Origin of the sequence: Nostoc sp. (genome assembly GCF_036917355.1) — a bacterium.
Classification (GTDB): domain Bacteria; phylum Cyanobacteriota; class Cyanobacteriia; order Cyanobacteriales; family Nostocaceae; genus Nostoc.
Map to the genome: position 1 here is coordinate 103,208 of NZ_JBALDP010000037.1, position 17,848 is coordinate 121,055.

17 protein-coding genes are annotated in these 17,848 nt (G+C 42.1%); 11 read left to right on the plus strand and 6 right to left on the minus strand.

Annotated elements, in window-relative coordinates:
• Positions 1–88: 88 nt before the first annotated feature.
• Complete coding sequence (locus V7K53_RS11100) at positions 89–757, minus strand: (2Fe-2S) ferredoxin domain-containing protein (RefSeq protein ID WP_335197564.1); 669 nt, start codon at positions 755–757, stop codon at positions 89–91.
• 63 nt (positions 758–820) lie between these two features.
• Complete coding sequence (locus V7K53_RS11105; protein ID WP_099102114.1) at positions 821–1,078, minus strand: Asr1405/Asl0597 family protein; 258 nt, start codon at positions 1,076–1,078, stop codon at positions 821–823.
• Between the two features lie 455 nt (positions 1,079–1,533).
• Here V7K53_RS11105 and V7K53_RS11110 point away from each other — a divergent pair, with 455 nt between their 5' ends.
• The 7 genes from V7K53_RS11110 to nblB all read left to right on the plus strand — a co-directional run bounded on the left by V7K53_RS11110 (position 1,534) and on the right by nblB (position 10,318).
• On the plus strand, positions 1,534–2,088 hold the full coding sequence (locus V7K53_RS11110) for a Dps family protein (protein WP_094331591.1): 555 nt from the start codon (positions 1,534–1,536) through the stop codon (positions 2,086–2,088).
• A 533-nt stretch (positions 2,089–2,621) separates the two neighbouring features.
• Positions 2,622–5,888: a carbamoyl-phosphate synthase large subunit gene (gene carB / locus V7K53_RS11115; RefSeq protein WP_335197566.1), complete on the plus strand. Its 3,267-nt coding sequence runs from the start codon at positions 2,622–2,624 to the stop codon at positions 5,886–5,888.
• 571 nt (positions 5,889–6,459) lie between these two features.
• Positions 6,460–7,416: an RNA polymerase sigma factor, RpoD/SigA family gene (locus V7K53_RS11120; RefSeq protein ID WP_292734295.1), complete on the plus strand. Its 957-nt coding sequence runs from the start codon at positions 6,460–6,462 to the stop codon at positions 7,414–7,416.
• 222 nt (positions 7,417–7,638) lie between these two features.
• Entirely contained in the window at positions 7,639–7,983 is a 345-nt protein-coding gene (locus tag V7K53_RS11125) for a DUF760 domain-containing protein (protein ID WP_322698271.1), read from the plus strand.
• Between the two features lie 533 nt (positions 7,984–8,516).
• The gene (gene mutT / locus V7K53_RS11130) at positions 8,517–8,933 is read left to right on the plus strand and encodes an 8-oxo-dGTP diphosphatase MutT (RefSeq protein ID WP_335197567.1); all 417 of its coding nucleotides are present in this window, start codon (positions 8,517–8,519) and stop codon (positions 8,931–8,933) included.
• Between the two features lie 161 nt (positions 8,934–9,094).
• Entirely contained in the window at positions 9,095–9,559 is a 465-nt protein-coding gene (locus V7K53_RS11135) for a CBS domain-containing protein (RefSeq protein WP_190938738.1), read from the plus strand.
• 93 nt (positions 9,560–9,652) lie between these two features.
• Positions 9,653–10,318, plus strand: a complete 666-nt coding sequence (gene nblB / locus V7K53_RS11140) for a phycobilisome degradation protein NblB (RefSeq protein ID WP_335197568.1) — start codon at positions 9,653–9,655, stop codon at positions 10,316–10,318.
• Positions 10,319–10,477: 159 nt separating this feature from the next.
• Here the strand turns inward: nblB and V7K53_RS11145 are convergent, their stop codons facing one another.
• Positions 10,478–11,143: a PEP-CTERM sorting domain-containing protein gene (locus tag V7K53_RS11145; protein ID WP_335197569.1), complete on the minus strand. Its 666-nt coding sequence runs from the start codon at positions 11,141–11,143 to the stop codon at positions 10,478–10,480.
• Positions 11,144–11,850: 707 nt separating this feature from the next.
• Complete coding sequence (locus V7K53_RS11150; RefSeq protein ID WP_194042414.1) at positions 11,851–12,369, minus strand: DUF456 domain-containing protein; 519 nt, start codon at positions 12,367–12,369, stop codon at positions 11,851–11,853.
• 154 nt (positions 12,370–12,523) lie between these two features.
• Between V7K53_RS11150 and V7K53_RS11155 the strand changes: the two genes are divergently transcribed.
• Positions 12,524–13,438, plus strand: a complete 915-nt coding sequence (locus tag V7K53_RS11155; protein WP_335197570.1) for a M48 family metallopeptidase — start codon at positions 12,524–12,526, stop codon at positions 13,436–13,438.
• A 163-nt stretch (positions 13,439–13,601) separates the two neighbouring features.
• Here V7K53_RS11155 and V7K53_RS11160 read toward each other — a convergent pair whose 3' ends face one another.
• Together V7K53_RS11160 and rpaB are read right to left on the minus strand one after the other, a co-directional pair.
• Positions 13,602–14,240 carry a cofactor assembly of complex C subunit B gene (locus tag V7K53_RS11160; protein ID WP_335197571.1) on the minus strand — a complete coding sequence of 213 codons (639 nt, stop codon included), beginning with the start codon at positions 14,238–14,240 and terminating at the stop codon, positions 13,602–13,604.
• An 84-nt stretch (positions 14,241–14,324) separates the two neighbouring features.
• Entirely contained in the window at positions 14,325–15,053 is a 729-nt protein-coding gene (rpaB, locus tag V7K53_RS11165) for a response regulator transcription factor RpaB (protein WP_012412029.1), read from the minus strand.
• Between the two features lie 170 nt (positions 15,054–15,223).
• On the opposite strand from rpaB, the gene radA reads away from it, so the two are divergent.
• The 3 genes from radA to V7K53_RS11180 all read left to right on the plus strand — a co-directional run bounded on the left by radA (position 15,224) and on the right by V7K53_RS11180 (position 17,758).
• A complete protein-coding gene (gene radA, locus V7K53_RS11170; protein WP_163937562.1) occupies positions 15,224–16,750 on the plus strand; it encodes a DNA repair protein RadA in 1,527 nt (508 codons plus the stop codon).
• Between the two features lie 80 nt (positions 16,751–16,830).
• Positions 16,831–17,556 carry a Uma2 family endonuclease gene (locus tag V7K53_RS11175; RefSeq protein ID WP_335197573.1) on the plus strand — a complete coding sequence of 242 codons (726 nt, stop codon included), beginning with the start codon at positions 16,831–16,833 and terminating at the stop codon, positions 17,554–17,556.
• Positions 17,540–17,758 carry a WD40 repeat domain-containing protein gene (locus V7K53_RS11180; protein ID WP_335197575.1) on the plus strand — a complete coding sequence of 73 codons (219 nt, stop codon included), beginning with the start codon at positions 17,540–17,542 and terminating at the stop codon, positions 17,756–17,758. Before V7K53_RS11175 ends, V7K53_RS11180 begins: the two co-directional genes overlap by 17 nt.
• Positions 17,759–17,848: the final 90 nt, after the last annotated feature.

Here is a 17,848-nt window from a genome sequence, read left to right on the forward strand (position 1 = left end):
GCAAACTTCTAGCGGACTTTACGGCCGAGTATTAACGGAACACACTTGAGAAGATATTATTAAGCTTTCTCATTCAAATGTCAAGATTTTATGAACTACTTCCCCAAAGTTTGCCATTAGATGTCGCTACTTCCCTTAAATTCTCAGGCTGTGCTGACAAATTTTTGTCGCCAAAATGCTGATTCATCAAGGCTGGAACCTGTGCAGCTTGAATTCGGCTATGGCGGGTTTTATCTGGCATTACTAAATTCGGCCCAGCTTTACAGTTCTTCATACAACCAGTGCCCTTGATTGTAACTTGGTCTTCTAAACCGCGATCGCTTAAAGCCGCCTCTAACGCCTGACAAACTGCTTTACCACCGCGTTTCATACAATCAGACTTTTGACATACCAAGATCGTGGCCTTAGTCTTAGCTGGTTTTACCTTGACATTATCAATAGATGGAGGTTCTTGTGGTGCTGCGATCGTTTGAATTGTTGCTGTTTCAGAACGCGCCGCCATCACACGTTCAGCTTTCAGTGTAACTTTGTCTTTTTTTATATCGTATTCTTTATAACCAACAACTTGTAGCCAAGTACCTGCTGGTAGCCGCAAATCAAAAGCAGCCCGTAAGTGTTTAGCAAGTTTAACGTAGCATTCACCTTCATGAGTACCTAGCAGTAAACCTTTCAGCTTATAGCCGTCTTTAATAACAAAATCTATAAATCTGCCCTCAAGGCAAAATTCTGATACTTCCATGTTCTGAGATGCACCCATTTTTTAACCTCCTTTTAACTAGTACAAGCTGTCAAGCGAGATATTCTCAGCAGTAGCTAAAAATTAGAACTGTTGATAGCGACTTTTCCAGCAACACTCAAGAGTCCAAATCTGGTCTTGACGAGAGGCTGTAAATCGCCGTACTACACTCCAAAGTTGAACAGCCGCAGTCGGATTGCTAATTTCAACTTTTAATGGCTGGTTAGCCGCACAACTACAGGGAATGTCTAACTCCTCTAAGCGTTGATAGACTTGCCAGCGGTCTACCCAATTCACCTCTACAAGGTGATTTATTTCTATTTCTGAACTATACGATTTCAAGAGAATTGCCCTCAAAGTGCAACAAACTTGTAGTAACTACGGCCATTTAACTTCCTGCTTTTTGAAAATCTTAGTAGTCTAGCCTCTTAAAACCAGCATACCTTAAGTGCAAACAATTCTCATTAATTTTGCAAAAAAAATAAAATTCTTGCGATCGTCCCATGAGAGAGATCCGGGGAATGACAAGGAATATTAGGGCAAGGAGGTATTTAATCCTCCATCTCCTCTCACTCCCTTCGGTAGGTATGCACACTTAACTCTTCATGTCAATAGTAATGAGAAAGATACACAACTCGATGAGCTTGCCATAATCCAGCAAACAATAAACTTAAGAATTTTAGTAAACAAAAATACAAAATCTTGTGATGGCAAATTGGCTTGCTCTTATTGTGAAAATGTTAATATGTAAAGAATAAGCAGTTAAAATCTATAATTGCTAAATAACGAGGAGAACAATGTCTGAAACGCAAACTCTGTTACGGAATTTTGGTCATGTATATGACAATCCTGTGTTGCTGGATCGCAGTGTAACTGCTCCAGTTACAGAAGGATTTAACGTTATATTAGCTAGTTTCCAGGCACTGTACTTGCAGTACCAAAAGCATCATTTTGTAGTTGAAGGCTCAGAATTTTATTCTCTGCATGAGTTTTTTAACGAAAGCTACAACCAAGTACAAGACCACGTTCATGAAATTGGAGAACGTTTGGATGGACTAGGTGGTGTGCCAGTAGCTACCTTCAGCAAATTAGCAGAATTAACCTGTTTTGAGCAAGAATCTGAAGGCGTATATTCCTCTCGCCAAATGGTGGAAAATGACCTAGCTGCCGAACAAGCAATCATTGGCGTAATTCGTCGCCAAGCCGCTCAAGCAGAGAGTTTAGGCGATCGGGGCACACGCTATCTATACGAAAAGATTTTGTTGAAAACTGAGGAACGTGCGTATCATTTATCTCACTTCCTCGCCAAAGACAGCTTAACTTTAGGGTTTGTCCAAGCAGCTCAAAGCTAAAAGTCTCATAATCTAGATTTGTCTACTTAGACTGAAAGAAAAAGTTGGCAGCACCAACTATTAAAATATTATAAAAAATGGCAGAGAATGGTATCCCTATTTCTCTGCCATTTTTAATCTAAGTAAACATATTTATATAATATTTAACGTTGAAAATATTTAGCAATTAGCTAGTTAAGATAAATTTTTATCTAAGTAATCTATTTATGTATAAATAAGCAGACAGATAAATACCAAAATAAATCATCATTTATCGCAAGAGTTATCAGATTAAATAATAAAGATTCGCAAAAGCTTTAGAAATTTGAGGATCATAATTAAATAAAATTAAAAATACAAAATAATCGTTAGACATTGGTTATTTTCCCCTGCCCCCTGGTCACTGAGCGCAGTCGAAGTGTGCCCCCCTGCTCCTCGTTCCCCGCTCCCGTCCTGTCATCAAACTTAGAAAACTTAATAATAAAAAGCACCAGAGGGGGTAAAGACCCTTAAAATGATCAGGATTTCTATTCTCGTATTCCAAGGCAACGACTATGCCCCGCCGTGACGACCTCCAGAAGATTCTACTGTTAGGTTCTGGTCCAATTGTGATCGGACAAGCCTGTGAGTTTGACTACTCTGGCACTCAAGCCTGCAAAGCGCTCCGAGAAGAAGGCTATGAAGTGGTTTTGGTCAACTCCAACCCTGCAACAATTATGACCGACCCGGAAACGGCCGATCGCACTTACATTGAGCCGCTAACGCCGGAATTGGTCGAAAAAGTCATCGAAAAAGAACGCCCCGATGCTCTACTACCAACAATGGGAGGACAAACCGCTCTCAATCTTGCCGTTGCTTTAGCCAAAAATGGTGTGTTGGAAAAGTATGGTGTTGAGTTAATCGGCGCTAAACTACCAGCGATCGAAAAAGCCGAAGATCGAAAACTGTTTGGTGAAGCAATGGCAAGAATTGGGGTAGCTGTGTGCCCCAGCGATACAGCTGAATCTTTAGAAGAAGCCAAAGCTGTTGCTCGCCAAATTGGTACTTATCCCCTAATTATTCGTCCAGCTTTCACAATGGGTGGAAGTGGCGGCGGCATTGCTTACAACCAAGAAGAATTTGAAGAAATGGCACAGGTAGGTATAGATGCCAGCCCCGTTTCGCAAATTCTCATTGACCAGTCTTTACTCGGCTGGAAAGAATATGAACTCGAAGTGATGCGTGACTTGGCAGATAATGTGGTGATTATCTGCTCCATCGAAAACCTTGACCCGATGGGCATTCACACAGGGGACTCTATTACCGTCGCTCCTGCGCAAACCCTCACTGATAAAGAATATCAAAGGCTGCGGGATATGGCAATTAAAATCATCCGCGAGATCGGTGTGGAAACTGGCGGTTCTAATATTCAATTCGCTGTCAATCCGCTGAATGGGGATGTGGTTGTAATTGAGATGAACCCGCGCGTTTCCCGCAGTTCAGCTTTGTCTTCCAAAGCCACGGGTTTCCCCATCGCCAAAATGGCTGCAAAATTGGCTGTGGGCTACACCTTGGATGAAATTAAAAATGATATCACCAAGAAAACTCCGGCGTCATTTGAGCCGACAATTGACTATGTGGTGACAAAAATCCCCCGCTTCGCCTTTGAAAAGTTCCCCGGTTCTGACCCAGTGCTGACAACCCAAATGAAGTCTGTCGGGGAAGCAATGGCAATTGGGCGGACGTTCAACGAATCCTTTCAAAAGGCACTGCGATCGCTTGAAACCGGTCGCGCTGGTTGGGGTTGTGATGGAGCCGAAAAATTACCCAGTGGCGAACAAATTCGCGCCCAACTGCGGACACCTAACCCCGATCGCATTTTCTCCGTGCGCCATGCCTTGCAACTAGGAATTAGTGCTGAGGAAATTTACGAACTGACTGGTATTGACCCGTGGTTCCTAGATAAATTTCAGCAACTGCTAGATATCGAAAAATTCCTCAAGCGGACACCTTTGCAGCAATTGACAAAAGAGCAACTTTATGAAGTGAAGCGGGACGGATATAGCGATCGCCAAATTGCCTATGCAACCAAAACCACCGAAGATGAAGTTCGCGCCTACCGCAAATCATTAGGAATCATCCCAGTTTATAAAACCGTAGATACCTGCGCCGCTGAGTTTGAAGCCTTTACCCCCTACTACTACTCTACCTACGAAGAAGAAACAGAGGTTTTGCCAGCAAGCAAGCCAAAAGTGTTGATTTTGGGTGGTGGTCCCAACCGCATCGGACAGGGAATTGAGTTTGATTATTGTTGTTGTCACGCCGCTTATGCTTTGAAGAAAGCGGGGTATGAGACGATTATGGTCAACTCCAACCCAGAGACAGTTTCGACAGATTACGATACCAGCGATCGCCTTTACTTTGAGCCTTTAACAAAAGAAGATGTTCTTAACATCATTGAGACTGAAAATCCAGTTGGGGTGATTATCCAGTTTGGCGGACAAACACCGCTCAAGTTGGCTATCCCATTACAAGAGTTTCTTAACAATGACACATCAGGACTGCTGACTAAAATTTGGGGTACATCACCCGATTCCATCGATATGGCAGAAAACCGGGAACGGTTTGAAAAGATTCTCCAACAGTTGAATATCGCCCAGCCGCCTAATGGTATTGCGCGGAGTTACGAAGATGCGCTGATTGTTGCTAAACGCATTGGCTATCCGGTGGTGGTGCGTCCTAGCTATGTGTTGGGGGGACGGGCAATGGAAATCGTTTATTCCGATGCTGAGTTGGAACGCTACATGACCTTTGCGGTACTAGTGGAACCAGAACATCCAATTTTAATTGATAAGTTTTTGGAAAACGCGATTGAAGTCGATGTCGATGCGATCGCCGATTGTACCGGACGGGTGGTGATTGGTGGCATCATGGAACACATCGAACAAGCAGGGATTCACTCAGGAGATTCCGCTTGTTCTTTACCTTCCATTTCCCTATCACCAGCAGTTCTCAATCAAATTCGCACTTGGACGGTGCAGCTAGCACAAGCGCTGTCAGTCGTGGGGTTGATGAATATTCAGTTTGCCGTTGTCGGTGCAAGCAGCTATTCTCCCCAAGTTTACATTCTAGAAGCTAACCCCCGTGCTTCCCGCACAGTACCCTTTGTATCTAAAGCTACGGGCATACAGTTAGCGAAATTAGCATCCTTAATTATGTCGGGTAAAACCCTAGAGGAGCTACATTTCACCGAAGAAGTCATCCCAACTCACATTGCTGTAAAAGAAGCTGTATTACCCTTTAATAAATTCCCAGGAACTGATACAATATTGGGCCCAGAAATGAGATCCACTGGTGAGGTGATGGGGATTGACAGCGACTTTGGCCGTGCCTTTGCCAAAGCGGAAATGGGTGCTGGGGAGCGTTTACCACTAAGTGGAACTGTATTTGTATCAATGAGCGATCGCGATAAAGCTGCTGCAAGTGCTGTGGTGAAGGAATTTATCGATTTGGGCTTTACAGTGATGGCTACCCTTGGTACACGCCGAGTTCTTCTGGAACAGGGGCTAAAGATTGAATTAGTCTTAAAACTCCATGAAGGTCGTCCCCACGTCCTTGATGCAATCAAAAACAAGAAGATTCAACTTATTATCAACACACCTTCCGGGGAAGAAGCCCAGACTGATGCTAGGTTAATCCGCCGCACAGCCTTAGCTTACAAAATTCCCATCATTACTACCATCGCCGGTGCAAAAGCGACCGTCGCCGCCATCCATTCCTTACAAAATACGACTTTGGATGTAAAAACCATTCAAGAGTACTGCCCTATTGCGAGGGTGTAGGGAAGCAGAGGGGCAGGGGAGCAGGGGAGCAGAGGAGAATAATTAATAACTAATGTCCAATGCCCCATGTCCAATGCCCCATGTCCAATGCCTAATTCCCAGAAAAAATTAAACAATTGTTAGAAGAGAATGAATATAGTTCTCATTGAGATACTTTAACAAATATGAGGAAAATTGTTTGAACCAGATAATTTCTTAAATTGACTTTTAGTCAGCCTTAAGATAAAGGGCAACGTTACATGAACTGGAAAAGCCAGGAAATTTCATGTCACCATCTAGCCAAAATCTTCTCATAAATGTTACAATTGTTAATAGGACTTTCATAAAAAATGTTTAAAAAGCAACCTTTTATCTAACTGTAGATACTTGTGAAAAGTAGGAAATAACTGTAGTTTTAGCAGTTAAGAAGCCTAAATTTGATTATTTATGAGCAGCCGAGTTTCTCAGGCGTGTAAGTTGCAAACCATAGTACAGGTTCCCAGTCTGACTGGGTAGCACCCTAATAAATAAAGAAAGCATCTATCCCTTAATGACCCTACCGCCAACCCCATCATTACCAAAGAGTAGCGCCATGAAGACCGCTCAGACAGCCACAGACCTCGTGCGGACTTACCTGCGTGAGATTGGCCGTGTGCCACTATTAACCCACGAGGAAGAGATTTTCTATGGTAAACAGGTGCAACGTTCCTGTGCTTTGCACGAATCAAGGGAATCTCTTGCCACCCAGCTAGATCGTCAACCGACTCTAGAAGAGTGGGCCAAAGCAACAAATCTAGAACCAGCAGAGCTGAACGAAGCGATCGCAGATGGTGAAATAGCCAAGCGCAAGATGGTAGAAGCCAATTTGCGGCTGGTAGTCTCCGTTGCTAAAAAATACATCAAGCGTAACGTCGATTTACTGGACTTGATCCAAGAAGGTAGTATTGGTATGCAACGGGGCGTAGAAAAGTTTGACCCCACCAAAGGGTACAGATTTTCTACTTATGCCTATTGGTGGATTCGGCAAGCGATTACTCGTGCAATAGCCGAAAAAGCTCGTACTATCCGGCTGCCGATCCATATCACTGAAAAATTAAATAAGATTAAAAAGGCACAGCGTCAATTGTCTCAAAAGTTGGGACGCGCTCCTACCGCTGGGGAGCTAGCTCAAGAATTAGAATTGACCCCCAAACAAGTACGAGAGTATTTAGAAAAGGCGCGTTTGCCTCTTTCCTTGGATTTGCGGTTGGGTGATAACTACGACACCGAACTTGGAGAAATGCTGGAAGATCCAGGCGCTTCTCCTGAAGAGTTTGTTATGCAATCTTCCCTATCTTATGACTTAGATCGCCTGATGGGCGATCTAACGCCACAACAGAGGGAAGTAATCACACTGCGCTTTGGCTTAACTGATGGGCAAGCCCTGACTCTGGCTAGAATTGGTGAAATATTGAATATCAGTAGAGAACGAGTCCGACAAATTGAACGGGAAGCCTTAAGCAAACTTCGCAAGTCTAAAGCCAACATGGATGAATATTTGGCAAGTTAGAAGTTAGGAGTGATGAGTTTGTAATTAACTCCCCACTCCTCACCTATTTATTGGGGTGAGAAAATACGCTGACTTTGGTACGGTTACACCTACTTCCACTCTTACGCTAGGCTGTTACATTAGTTGACAGGAAGACAAAAGAACTAAGTCAAATCCAAAACAGACATTTAATATTCAAATCACAAGCACCGCAGCTAGTAGTGGTAGTTAAGGAGCTAAAAAATGAGTAACCCATCCAATCGCGTCTCAGAATTTTTTAATAGCGAAGCAGAAACTAACGATTTACTATGGCAGTACGTTAAATCTTTGAGTCCAGAGACAGTTACCCAGCTATCCAAACCCACGTCTGCCGAAGTCTTTCAGGTGATGGAACGAAATATTACAGGACTATTAGGTAATCTACCTTCAGAACACTTTGGTGTTACTGTAACCACAAATCGGGAAAATTTAGGTAGGCTTCTTGCTTCTGCGATGATTAGTGGTTATTTCTTGCGTAACGCTGAACAGAGAATGAATTTTGAAATGGCCCTACAAGGCTCTGAAACCGACAACAGCGAAATTGACTAGAAATGTAAAATTTGGGAAATTCAATCAATATTGTTGGGCTAATAGCTAGTCATAGTTACGGCGATGCAAATTGAAAATAAGTCTCTGCGAAATCTTTGGCGCTAATTCCCGATTATACCTCAGCTAAGTTTTTTGTAAGTTTTTTGAAAATATCCAAATAGTGACGAATTCAGGATGAAATTTAAACGCAGAGAAACGCGAAGTCTTTGATTTCGCTTCTCTGTCAAGTCCTGTAATTAATTCAATCAATTAGATGATGTCAGGCTAGTTAGTTATAACTCCTCAACCTCCTATACGGAAAGCATAAAAATTCCTCGTCTCTAAGCTTCTGCGGTCTGAATAATAGGTCTTTAACTTGACACGATATTAGAGGGGTATTTATAAATGATTAATGCACGTTTGTGAAGAAACGAACAGTGCTAGCTTACCTTTGCAATAGATATAAACTCGGCAGAGTTACAACTAATCTGCCGAGTTTTATTATTAGTCAAGAATCAAAATTCAGGAATTATTTCCCTACTCCCTATTAAACTATGAGTGAAACCAGTTCTTTCCCGCCCCATAAAATCATTGGTGTTGCAGTAATTTGGAATGACCAAAAGCAAATTTTAATTGACCGCCGTCGTCCAGAAGGAGCAATGGGTGGTTTGTGGGAATTTCCTGGCGGTAAAATAGAGCCTGGTGAAACCATCCAAGAATGTATTCAACGGGAAATCTCCGAAGAACTGGGAATAGTAATTGAAGTGGGAAAGCATCTGATTACTATTGACCACAGTTATACAAACTTGCGCGTTACCCTCACAGTACATCATTGCCGCCATCTTACAGGTGTCCCCCAACCTTTAGAATCCGATGAAATTCGCTGGGTAAGTTTGGAAGAACTGGAGCATTTTACTTTTCCGAAAGCAAATACCCAAATTATTGCTGCATTAAAAGTGACTGAGGACTAGCAAAGAAGCAGAGCGAGCTGGGAGAGACAAGGGGACAATGAGAATAACCATGCCCAATGACCAATGACTAATCCCGTAACAATCTATTAATTGCATCAGGTTGAGTCCCGCAATTTTCTACAATAGGCGCAGGGACTTTGATTTAAGGTGTCAGCAAATAAATGCCTAAAACCGTTGCCGATGTGATGAGCCGCGATCCTATTGTTGTCCGGGAGGAAACTCCACTCAAGGAAGCTATCCAAATTCTCGCAGAACGCCATATCAGCGGACTACCTGTTGTGGACGATCTCGGTAAATTGGTGGGCATTATCTCGGAAACCGATTTGATGTGGCAAGAAACTGGTGTTACTCCACCTGCGTACATTATGTTTCTTGATAGTGTTATCTATTTAAAAAATCCTGCTACGTATGACCGTGATTTGCACAAAGCTCTAGGGCAAACCGTCGGGGAGGTGATGAGTAAAAACCCGATCGCTATTTCCCCTGATAAAACTTTAAGAGAAGCAGCTACAATCATGCACGATCGCAGCGTTCACCGCTTGCCAGTACTTGAGAGTACAGGTCAAGTAATTGGTATTCTCACTCGTGGTGATATTATTCGGGCAATGGCTGCTAGTCAAGATTAGTCAGTTGTCATTAGTTAATACTCAAGAGTTTTTTGACCCTTGAGTATTAACTAATGGCTGTTTTTTATACATTTGAAAATCAAGGATAACTAAATGAGTATTACTCCGGAGTCTGTTAAGCAATTGCTCAGTTCTGAGGATTTAGGCGATCGCTTACGTGCAGTAAATCAAATCCGCGAATTGGAACCTGCGGTTGGCTTTGAATTAATTCAAAGTGCTATTGGCGATCGTAATTCCCGTGTCCGTTACTCAGCAGTGAGTCAAATGGATACACTCGGAACCCAAGATTTACAATTATCCTTGGATATCTTGCGCGATCGCTTACTTCATGACTCCGAAGTAGATGTACAAGCAGCAGCAGCAGACTGTTTAGGCGCTCTAAAATTAAGTGAAGCTTTTGAAGATTTACAGCAGCTTTATCATACAACTGGGGAATGGCTAATACAATTCAGTATTATTGCTACATTAGGAGAGTTGGGCGATCCGCGAGCCTTTGAACTACTCAAAGAGGCACTTTCATCAGAAAACGAATTAGTCCAAACTGCTGCTATTAGTTCTTTGGGTGACTTGGGAGATGTACAAGCAGTTCCTCTGTTGGCTCCCTATGCTACCAATCCAGATTGGCAAATTCGTTACAGACTTGTACAAGCCTTGGCTCGTTTAGGTAATCCAGAAGCCAAATCTATATTAGAAATTCTGGCGAATGATGAAGTAGATGCGATCGCAAGTGAAGCCAAAAATTCTTTACAGTCAGTTTAAGTCTATCTAAGGTTAAGAAAATTCACCTTTAATATAGATTTGTCTGGCAGCAGAAAAAATTCGACCTGGTTGGTAAATTTTGCATTCCAGCCAGATCGAATAGATCAATTAAAGTTACTTTTAGAAATTAAAAGTAACTTTTTTATATTTAGGATAGGACTATTGAAGGATACTTTTGCGACGGCGAGACACAATCATGCCAGCACCAACTAAACCTAAACCTAGCATTGTGGTTGGCTCAGGAACGCTAACTGCTTCGAGAGTTAAGTGGTACTCGCTTGTTTTTCCATTAAGAGAAGCACCCAAATTGCCAATTCCAATAGTTTTTCCATTGAAATTAAATTTACCCGTAATCCCATCCAATATTACGTCATTAATGTTGGTAGCTGATTTCCGAGTTCTGGTAACTACAGAATCATCTAGATCAAAGGTGAGAAGTGCAGTAGTACTACCCAAGGTTTGCGATCCGAAATTAATGAACGGAGTGTAAACGCCTGTAGAATATGTAGCTGTTGTGCCTGATATATTAGCTATCTTGGTTAAATTTAGAGTGTTAATGGTAATACCTGTGCCTGATAAGCTGGGTGAGAAGGCTGCAAAATCACCATCAGTATCAATACCATCAACATCGACAAATTTAATACTAGTAGTAGGTGGATTGATTCCATCATTAGGAACGACAGATGTACCAGTAAGACCAATACTTCCGTTCAGGGTTACAGCTTGAGCCGAACCAGCAGATGTAAACATCCCAGCAGTTGCTAAGGGGATTGCAAAACTAGCAGCCAGAGTAGCGTTTAGTAATTTAGATTTAAAATTAATCATGAGCCTTTGAGAGTCCTAATAATAATCTGGAACAGAGAAATTGATTGCTTGACTTTTACTATCAGTAATCTATTTAAAATACTGTCAGTGAAAGCAAAACTTGCGTGATGTATTTCTTATCTCCATAAAATCACATAGACTTAGAACCTGCAATATTTACTGAGTGGTCTTCATCACATCTTCAACTAATAAAGAGTCTTCATAAAATTTTAATTTCTTACATATCTGCGCTTCGTATATCTCTTACTCTCTAGGGTTTAAATTATTGGCAATAGCTCTGACTTTAATAAAAACTATTTACGTAGTAGCAAGCGAAAGTATTTTTTTATACTGAATATTGACAAACCATATTTTTATATCAATAGAGTATGCAGTGTATCTATCTTTCTAGTTGCCAATAGACTTCTTGCAAAAGTCGGGGTAAAGGGGAAGGTGAGGCCCCCTCTGGGGATAAGGGGCGGGGGAAAAGGGTAAAAAAACTCAAAATCCTTTCCCTTTAACCTTTTCCCTTTCCCCTAAGAGTGCAAAAATATATTTTTGCAAGAGGTCTAATATTTAGTAAAACGGTTCCTCTCATAGAAGAAATGGGAGGAACCACTGTATTTGTTTACTATGGATAGTCTTTGCGATCAAATTGAATTGTTTGTAACAAATAGCTAATTGCTAGCTATTAATGCTGTTCTCAAATCTGTCGGATTTTTCAAATGCTATGAGCCAAATACCTGTGGCCAGGTTGTTACAACAAAAACTACAACTGCGGCGATCGCTAACAACCCTTGAATCAAATTTCCAACCAAAGATCCAACTACAATTCCTATACCTGCTTTAACTGCCAACCCAAATTCACGTCGGTACAGGTACTCACCAATAATTGCTCCCAAAAGCGGCCCTAGTAAAATTCCTAACAGTGGTCCCCCAAAAGGTAAAGTTGGCAATAATCCCAAAAATCCTACCACCAAACCAACAATTGCGCCAATTTGCCCCCACTTGCTAGCTCCAGCTTGTTTTGCTCCCACATAGCTAGCTAAAAAATCTACTCCGACACTGAGCAGTAAAACTATAATTGTCACAATTAGTGGAATTTTTATAGCTGCAAAGGAACTACTAACGATTCCCCAGATAATAATTGCAATTAAAATTAAGCTGCTACCAGGAATAGCTGGAACTACAGCACCGATAATACCCACAACCATTACGGCAATTAATAGCCAATAAATAATTTGCATAGATTAATTGTAAATTTTCAAATTCTCTCATAGGAGCGCACATCTGTGCACCCCTACTGTATATTCTATTTGGGTAAGATAGCGAGAAATGCTTAGTACACTGTGGTGCAAGTTTGCTAATGCTTCTAAACTGCTATTTAAAAGCTCAAAACCAATGACGAGAAAAATATTAACTGGACTAAGCTCCGAAGCCTACGAACACCCCTTCGATCGCAAAGCCTTGGCTTCCTTGCAAAATATGCCCGGTGTTTCCTTGCTACTCAAAAAAATTAACGAATACGGCATCGATCGCCTACTTAGACTGCAAAGCCTTGGTAGTGAAATCAGAATTTCGCCCCGTAATTTTCCCCAATTACATCAAGCATTTGTAGAAACCTGCCAGATTCTTGATGTTGCTCCACTTCCTGAATTATATCTATTTCGAGGTACAGGTCACATTGAAACCTACATTGTTGGCGTAGAAAAACCCCTTGTCGGTATTAATTTAGATGCAATGGAGTGGCTTGACTCGGATGAGTTGCTTTACGTTTTCGGACACGAAATCGCTCGCATCAAGAGTCAGCACATGGTTTATCACCAAATGGCAATTGTTATGCCAACGTTGAAAAATTTGTTGAGCAGTACCACACTGGGAGTCGGTGGCTTGGTAGCTGGTGGAATGGAACTAGGTTTGTATAATTGGCGGATGATGGCTAGGTTCACTGCCGATCGGGCTGCTTTGCTTGCTTGTCAGGATATCGACGTAGCAACTACTACACTGATGAAACTCGCGGGTTTACCAGATGAGTACTTGACTACTGCTGTAATTGAAGATTTTCTCATCCAAGCCCGTGAGTTTGCATCCAATAACTTTGATAGTGTGGATAAAGTCACCAAAATATTAAGCTATACAGAATCCGGGCTTTCTTGGGTAGTTATGCGGGCTGGCGAATTATTGAAATGGGTTGATTCAGGAGATTATGATAATTTAATTCAACAGACAAATTTAAAGATACCGGAAGAACTAGAAGAAAAAGAAGGAAAGACACCAGAAGAAAAGGAAGGTTGGAATTTTTTGACTTCTTGGTAATTGAATTTTAAGTTTTAGATTTTAGATTTAATTTTTAAATTTAAAATACGCTTGTGATACTAAATGACTTGCTAATACCGATTAGGTGCGAGCTTGCTCCCAAACAAGGGGCTTAAGCCCCTTGTCTCACTAAAATTGGCTGGTTTTTAAACTAGCTGACAATCTAACTACTAAGAGTAACGGCTAATTTATCAGCAATTCCCGCAATCCAGTTTTCATCTTGTTTGGTGTAACTTCGAGGAGCATTTGCTCCTAAAATTAATGCACCTTGGTTGCCAATAGGTTGACAAATTACACCTTGAGTATTTTCTGGTAAATAATCAAATTCAAGCCTACCTGGATATATTTTTAGAGCAACTAGATAAATCGGCTTTTGTTTTTCGAGTACCTGTTTTAAGATTACTCCTGGCACAACTTCAGATTTAGTACCCAAAATCCCGCGACGCAATAAAACTTTACCTTGATAAAAAACCACAAGCGATCGCGTTACTGTATTAGTCAACAATAAATGAGATGCCCAGGCTAGCTCTGTTTTTACGGCTTCGGGTAAATCTGCTGCAAGTACAAAACCTTCCTCTCCAATTAGTTCTACAGTATCAGGCGATCGCGGCTGAACTTGCTGCCAAATTAAACCCGTTAAAATTAACACCGCACTCAAAATCACGCCCACTACATCACCACGCGATTGAGACTGGGTTAATTCCGGTGTTAATAAACGGTTAATCAATAAAAGTACAGCGCCTAGCCCACCCACGACAATGGGTAGACGCCGCAAAACTAGATTAGGATCGGGTTTAGTCATCCTTATGAAAAGTTATGAGTTATAAGTTATGAGTTGAAGAAAGTTTTTAACTCCTCACTTCTAACTCCTCACTCTTAACTATTTTCACTCCTCTCCTGGTTCAATAATCCGCTGGAAAAGATAACCAGTACCCCGTGCAGTGAGAATCAATTCTGGGTTGCTAGGATCGTCTTCTAATTTTGCCCGCAAACGTGATATATGCACATCTACTACGCGGGTATCCACATGACGTTCTGGTGTATAACCCCATACTTCCTGCAAAATTTCCGAACGAGAAAAAGCTTCTCCAGAGCGACTGACTAACAACTCTAACAAGCTGAACTCCATACCCGTCAATCGAATGCGCTCATCGCCTTTGTAGACTTGTCGCTTATTCGTATCGATTTTAATATTAGCGACATGGATTACCCCAGAACTGGGAATTCCAGAAGCTCCGTTTTTATCTACTCGCCGCAGCACCGAGCGAATCCGGGCTTCTAGCTCCTTGGGGGAAAATGGTTTAACTACATAATCATCAGCACCCAATTCTAATCCGGTGATGCGATCGGCGACATCACCCAAGGCTGTTAGCATAATAATGGGGACATCTGATTCTTTTCGTAATTCTTGACATACACCATAGCCGTCTAGCTTTGGCATCATTACATCTAAAACTACCAGGTCAGGTTCAGTTTTGCGAAAAGTTTCCAAAGCTTCTTCCCCGTCGCCAGCCGTCACTACATCGTAGCCAATCATGGAAAGGCGTGTTTCCAAAATCCGGCGAATGCTGGCTTCGTCGTCTACCACCAAGATTTTTTCTTTATGGCTTTCCAAGTTTCTCTAGGCTCCTTGACTAAAAATTTACATGATTAATTTTTAATACCATAATATTAAGATATCATTCCATGAATTGATTTGGAAAAAGCTCTAAATACCACTATTATTAGTTTTTAGTTTTTTTCAAGAATTAAGTAAATATTAAGATTATTTAATAAGATTTAAGAATGGCAAAGCCAAAAACATTTTTCACTTGTAACGAATGTGGAGCAGAATCGCCCCAGTGGTTTGGTAAGTGTCCAGCTTGCGGTACTTACAACTCTCTAGAAGAACAAATTTCTATTCAATCCTCAGTAGATGTACCCAGTCGAGGGGGGGTAAGTAGTTGGCAATCCGCTCAAGGCAATGGCAAATCTCACAATAAACCAGCTAAAGCGCGAGCCTCTTTAACATTCGATCAAATTACCGATCGCCAAATCGCTCGTTGGGAGTCTGGTTATGGAGAATTAGATCGAGTCCTTGGTGGGGGGGTTGTCCCTGGCTCTATGGTACTGATTGGTGGCGATCCAGGTATTGGCAAATCGACTTTATTGTTGCAAGTATCTAATCAATTAGCACAGAAATACCGCATCCTTTACGTCACTGGTGAAGAATCAGGGCAGCAGGTAAAATTACGAGCTTCCCGTTTGGGAGTATCAAAACCCCTAAGCGTGGTTAATGAGGAGAAGGTAACAGTAGTAGTAGATCCTACATTACCCATAGACCCTGACAGTATAGGTGCAGATTTATATGTACTGCCAGAAACAGATTTAGAAGAAATTTTGCGAGAAATAGACTCTCTCAAACCAAACGTGGCGGTGATTGATAGTATCCAAACGGTATTTTTTCCAGCACTGACTTCTGCACCAGGTTCAGTAGCTCAGGTACGGGAGTGTACAGCAGCACTGATGAAGGTGGCAAAGCACGAAGATGTCACCATGCTGATTGTGGGACACGTCACCAAAGAAGGAGCGATCGCGGGGCCAAAAGTTTTAGAGCATTTAGTCGATACAGTGTTGTATTTTGAAGGCGATCGCTTTGCCTCGCATCGATTATTACGCACAGTCAAAAACCGCTTCGGCGCAACTCACGAAATCGGTATCTTTGAAATGGTGACAGATGGATTGCGAGAAGTCTCCAATCCCTCAGAGCTATTTTTAGGCAATCGTGACGATCCAGCGCCAGGTACTGCCATTGTGGTTGCTTGCGAAGGCACTCGCCCCATCGTTGTAGAATTGCAAGCTTTGGTGAGTCCCACCAGCTACCCTTCACCTCGTCGGGCTGGAACTGGCGTAGACTACAACCGCCTAGTGCAAATTCTCGCCGTCTTAGAAAAACGAGTGGGAATTCCCATGTCCAAGTTAGATTCTTACGTTGCTTCTGCGGGTGGGTTGAATGTGGAAGAACCAGCGGTAGATTTAGGAATAGCGATCGCAATTGTAGCTAGTTTCCGCGATCGCATCGTCGATCCCGGTACAGTATTAATCGGTGAAGTTGGGTTAGGTGGACAAGTGCGATCGGTTTCCCAAATGGAACTGCGATTGAAAGAAGCTGCTAAGTTGGGATTTAAAAGAGCGATCGTGCCAAAAGGGACAAAATTTCCTGACTTGAATATTGAGATATTGCCAGTATCGAAAGTTATAGATGCGATTATCGCCGCCATCCCCCATCAAGAATTGACAGCCGACGATTTAGAACCCGATGAAGATGAGTAACTACTAAGTACTGGGTATTAGAAAAATATTCCCCAATCCCCAGTCCCCAGCCCCTTTCATACACCAAAGGAAAACCCATCATGACAATCCTCACCCAAGACTACCAAATCACTTGGGAAAAACTGCCCGATGATTACAAACTCCCGGATGATCCAGTGGACAATATCAATCAACCAGCCTTAGCTGCTGCACTGACAGAAAGCTTACAATTAGCCAGAAAAATTTCAGCTAACGCTCTAACAACAACTAATTACGGTATTTGTGCCACTTTAAACAACAGAATGGTCATTAAAGCTCCTGATTGGGCTTTCATTGCCAAAATTAATGTTAGTAGAGAAGAATTAATACGCAGTTACACACCTCAACTACAGGGCGACATTCCCGTAATTGTGATGGAATTTGTTTCCGATACACAGCAGACAGAGTATTCTATCAAAGCGACATATCCCCCAGGAAAATGGTTTTTCTACGAGCGCATTTTAAAAGTACCAAACTACATCATATTTGAAGCAGATAGCGGCAGTTTAGAGATGTATCGCTTACAAAACGAACAGTACATTTTGCAAGAGTCTGATGAAAATCAACGCTACTGGATAGCAGAAATTAATCTTTACCTTGGAGTGTCCCAAGGTACTCGTGAAAACCGTACAGGAAAGTGGTTACGATGGTGGGATGAACAAGGAAACCTTTTACCTTGGGGAACAGAATTAGCCGAACAAGAACGCCAACGCGCCGAACAAGAACGCCTACGTGCTGAACGACTAGCAGCACAATTGCGGGCGGCGGGAATTGAGCCAGAAGATTAGACTTACTATCAGTAGTGATGAGCAAATTTTGGCTAGTGGTTGTTGGGACAAGACTATCAAACTGTGGAATGTGGCAACAGGGAAAGAAATTTGCACCCTCAGTCATTTCGACTCAGTTCGTTCTGTCGTCTTTACCCCCGATGGAGATTGGTTGGCTGCGGGAGATGCTGGCGGAAATCTCAAAATTTGGCGACGGAGTTAGTTGTGGAATAACAGCGTCAAAATAGTATTAGAACTAGTGAACAGTAATAGCTTGCATCACGGCTTCCCTGTCTGCCGAGGAAAGTTTTGC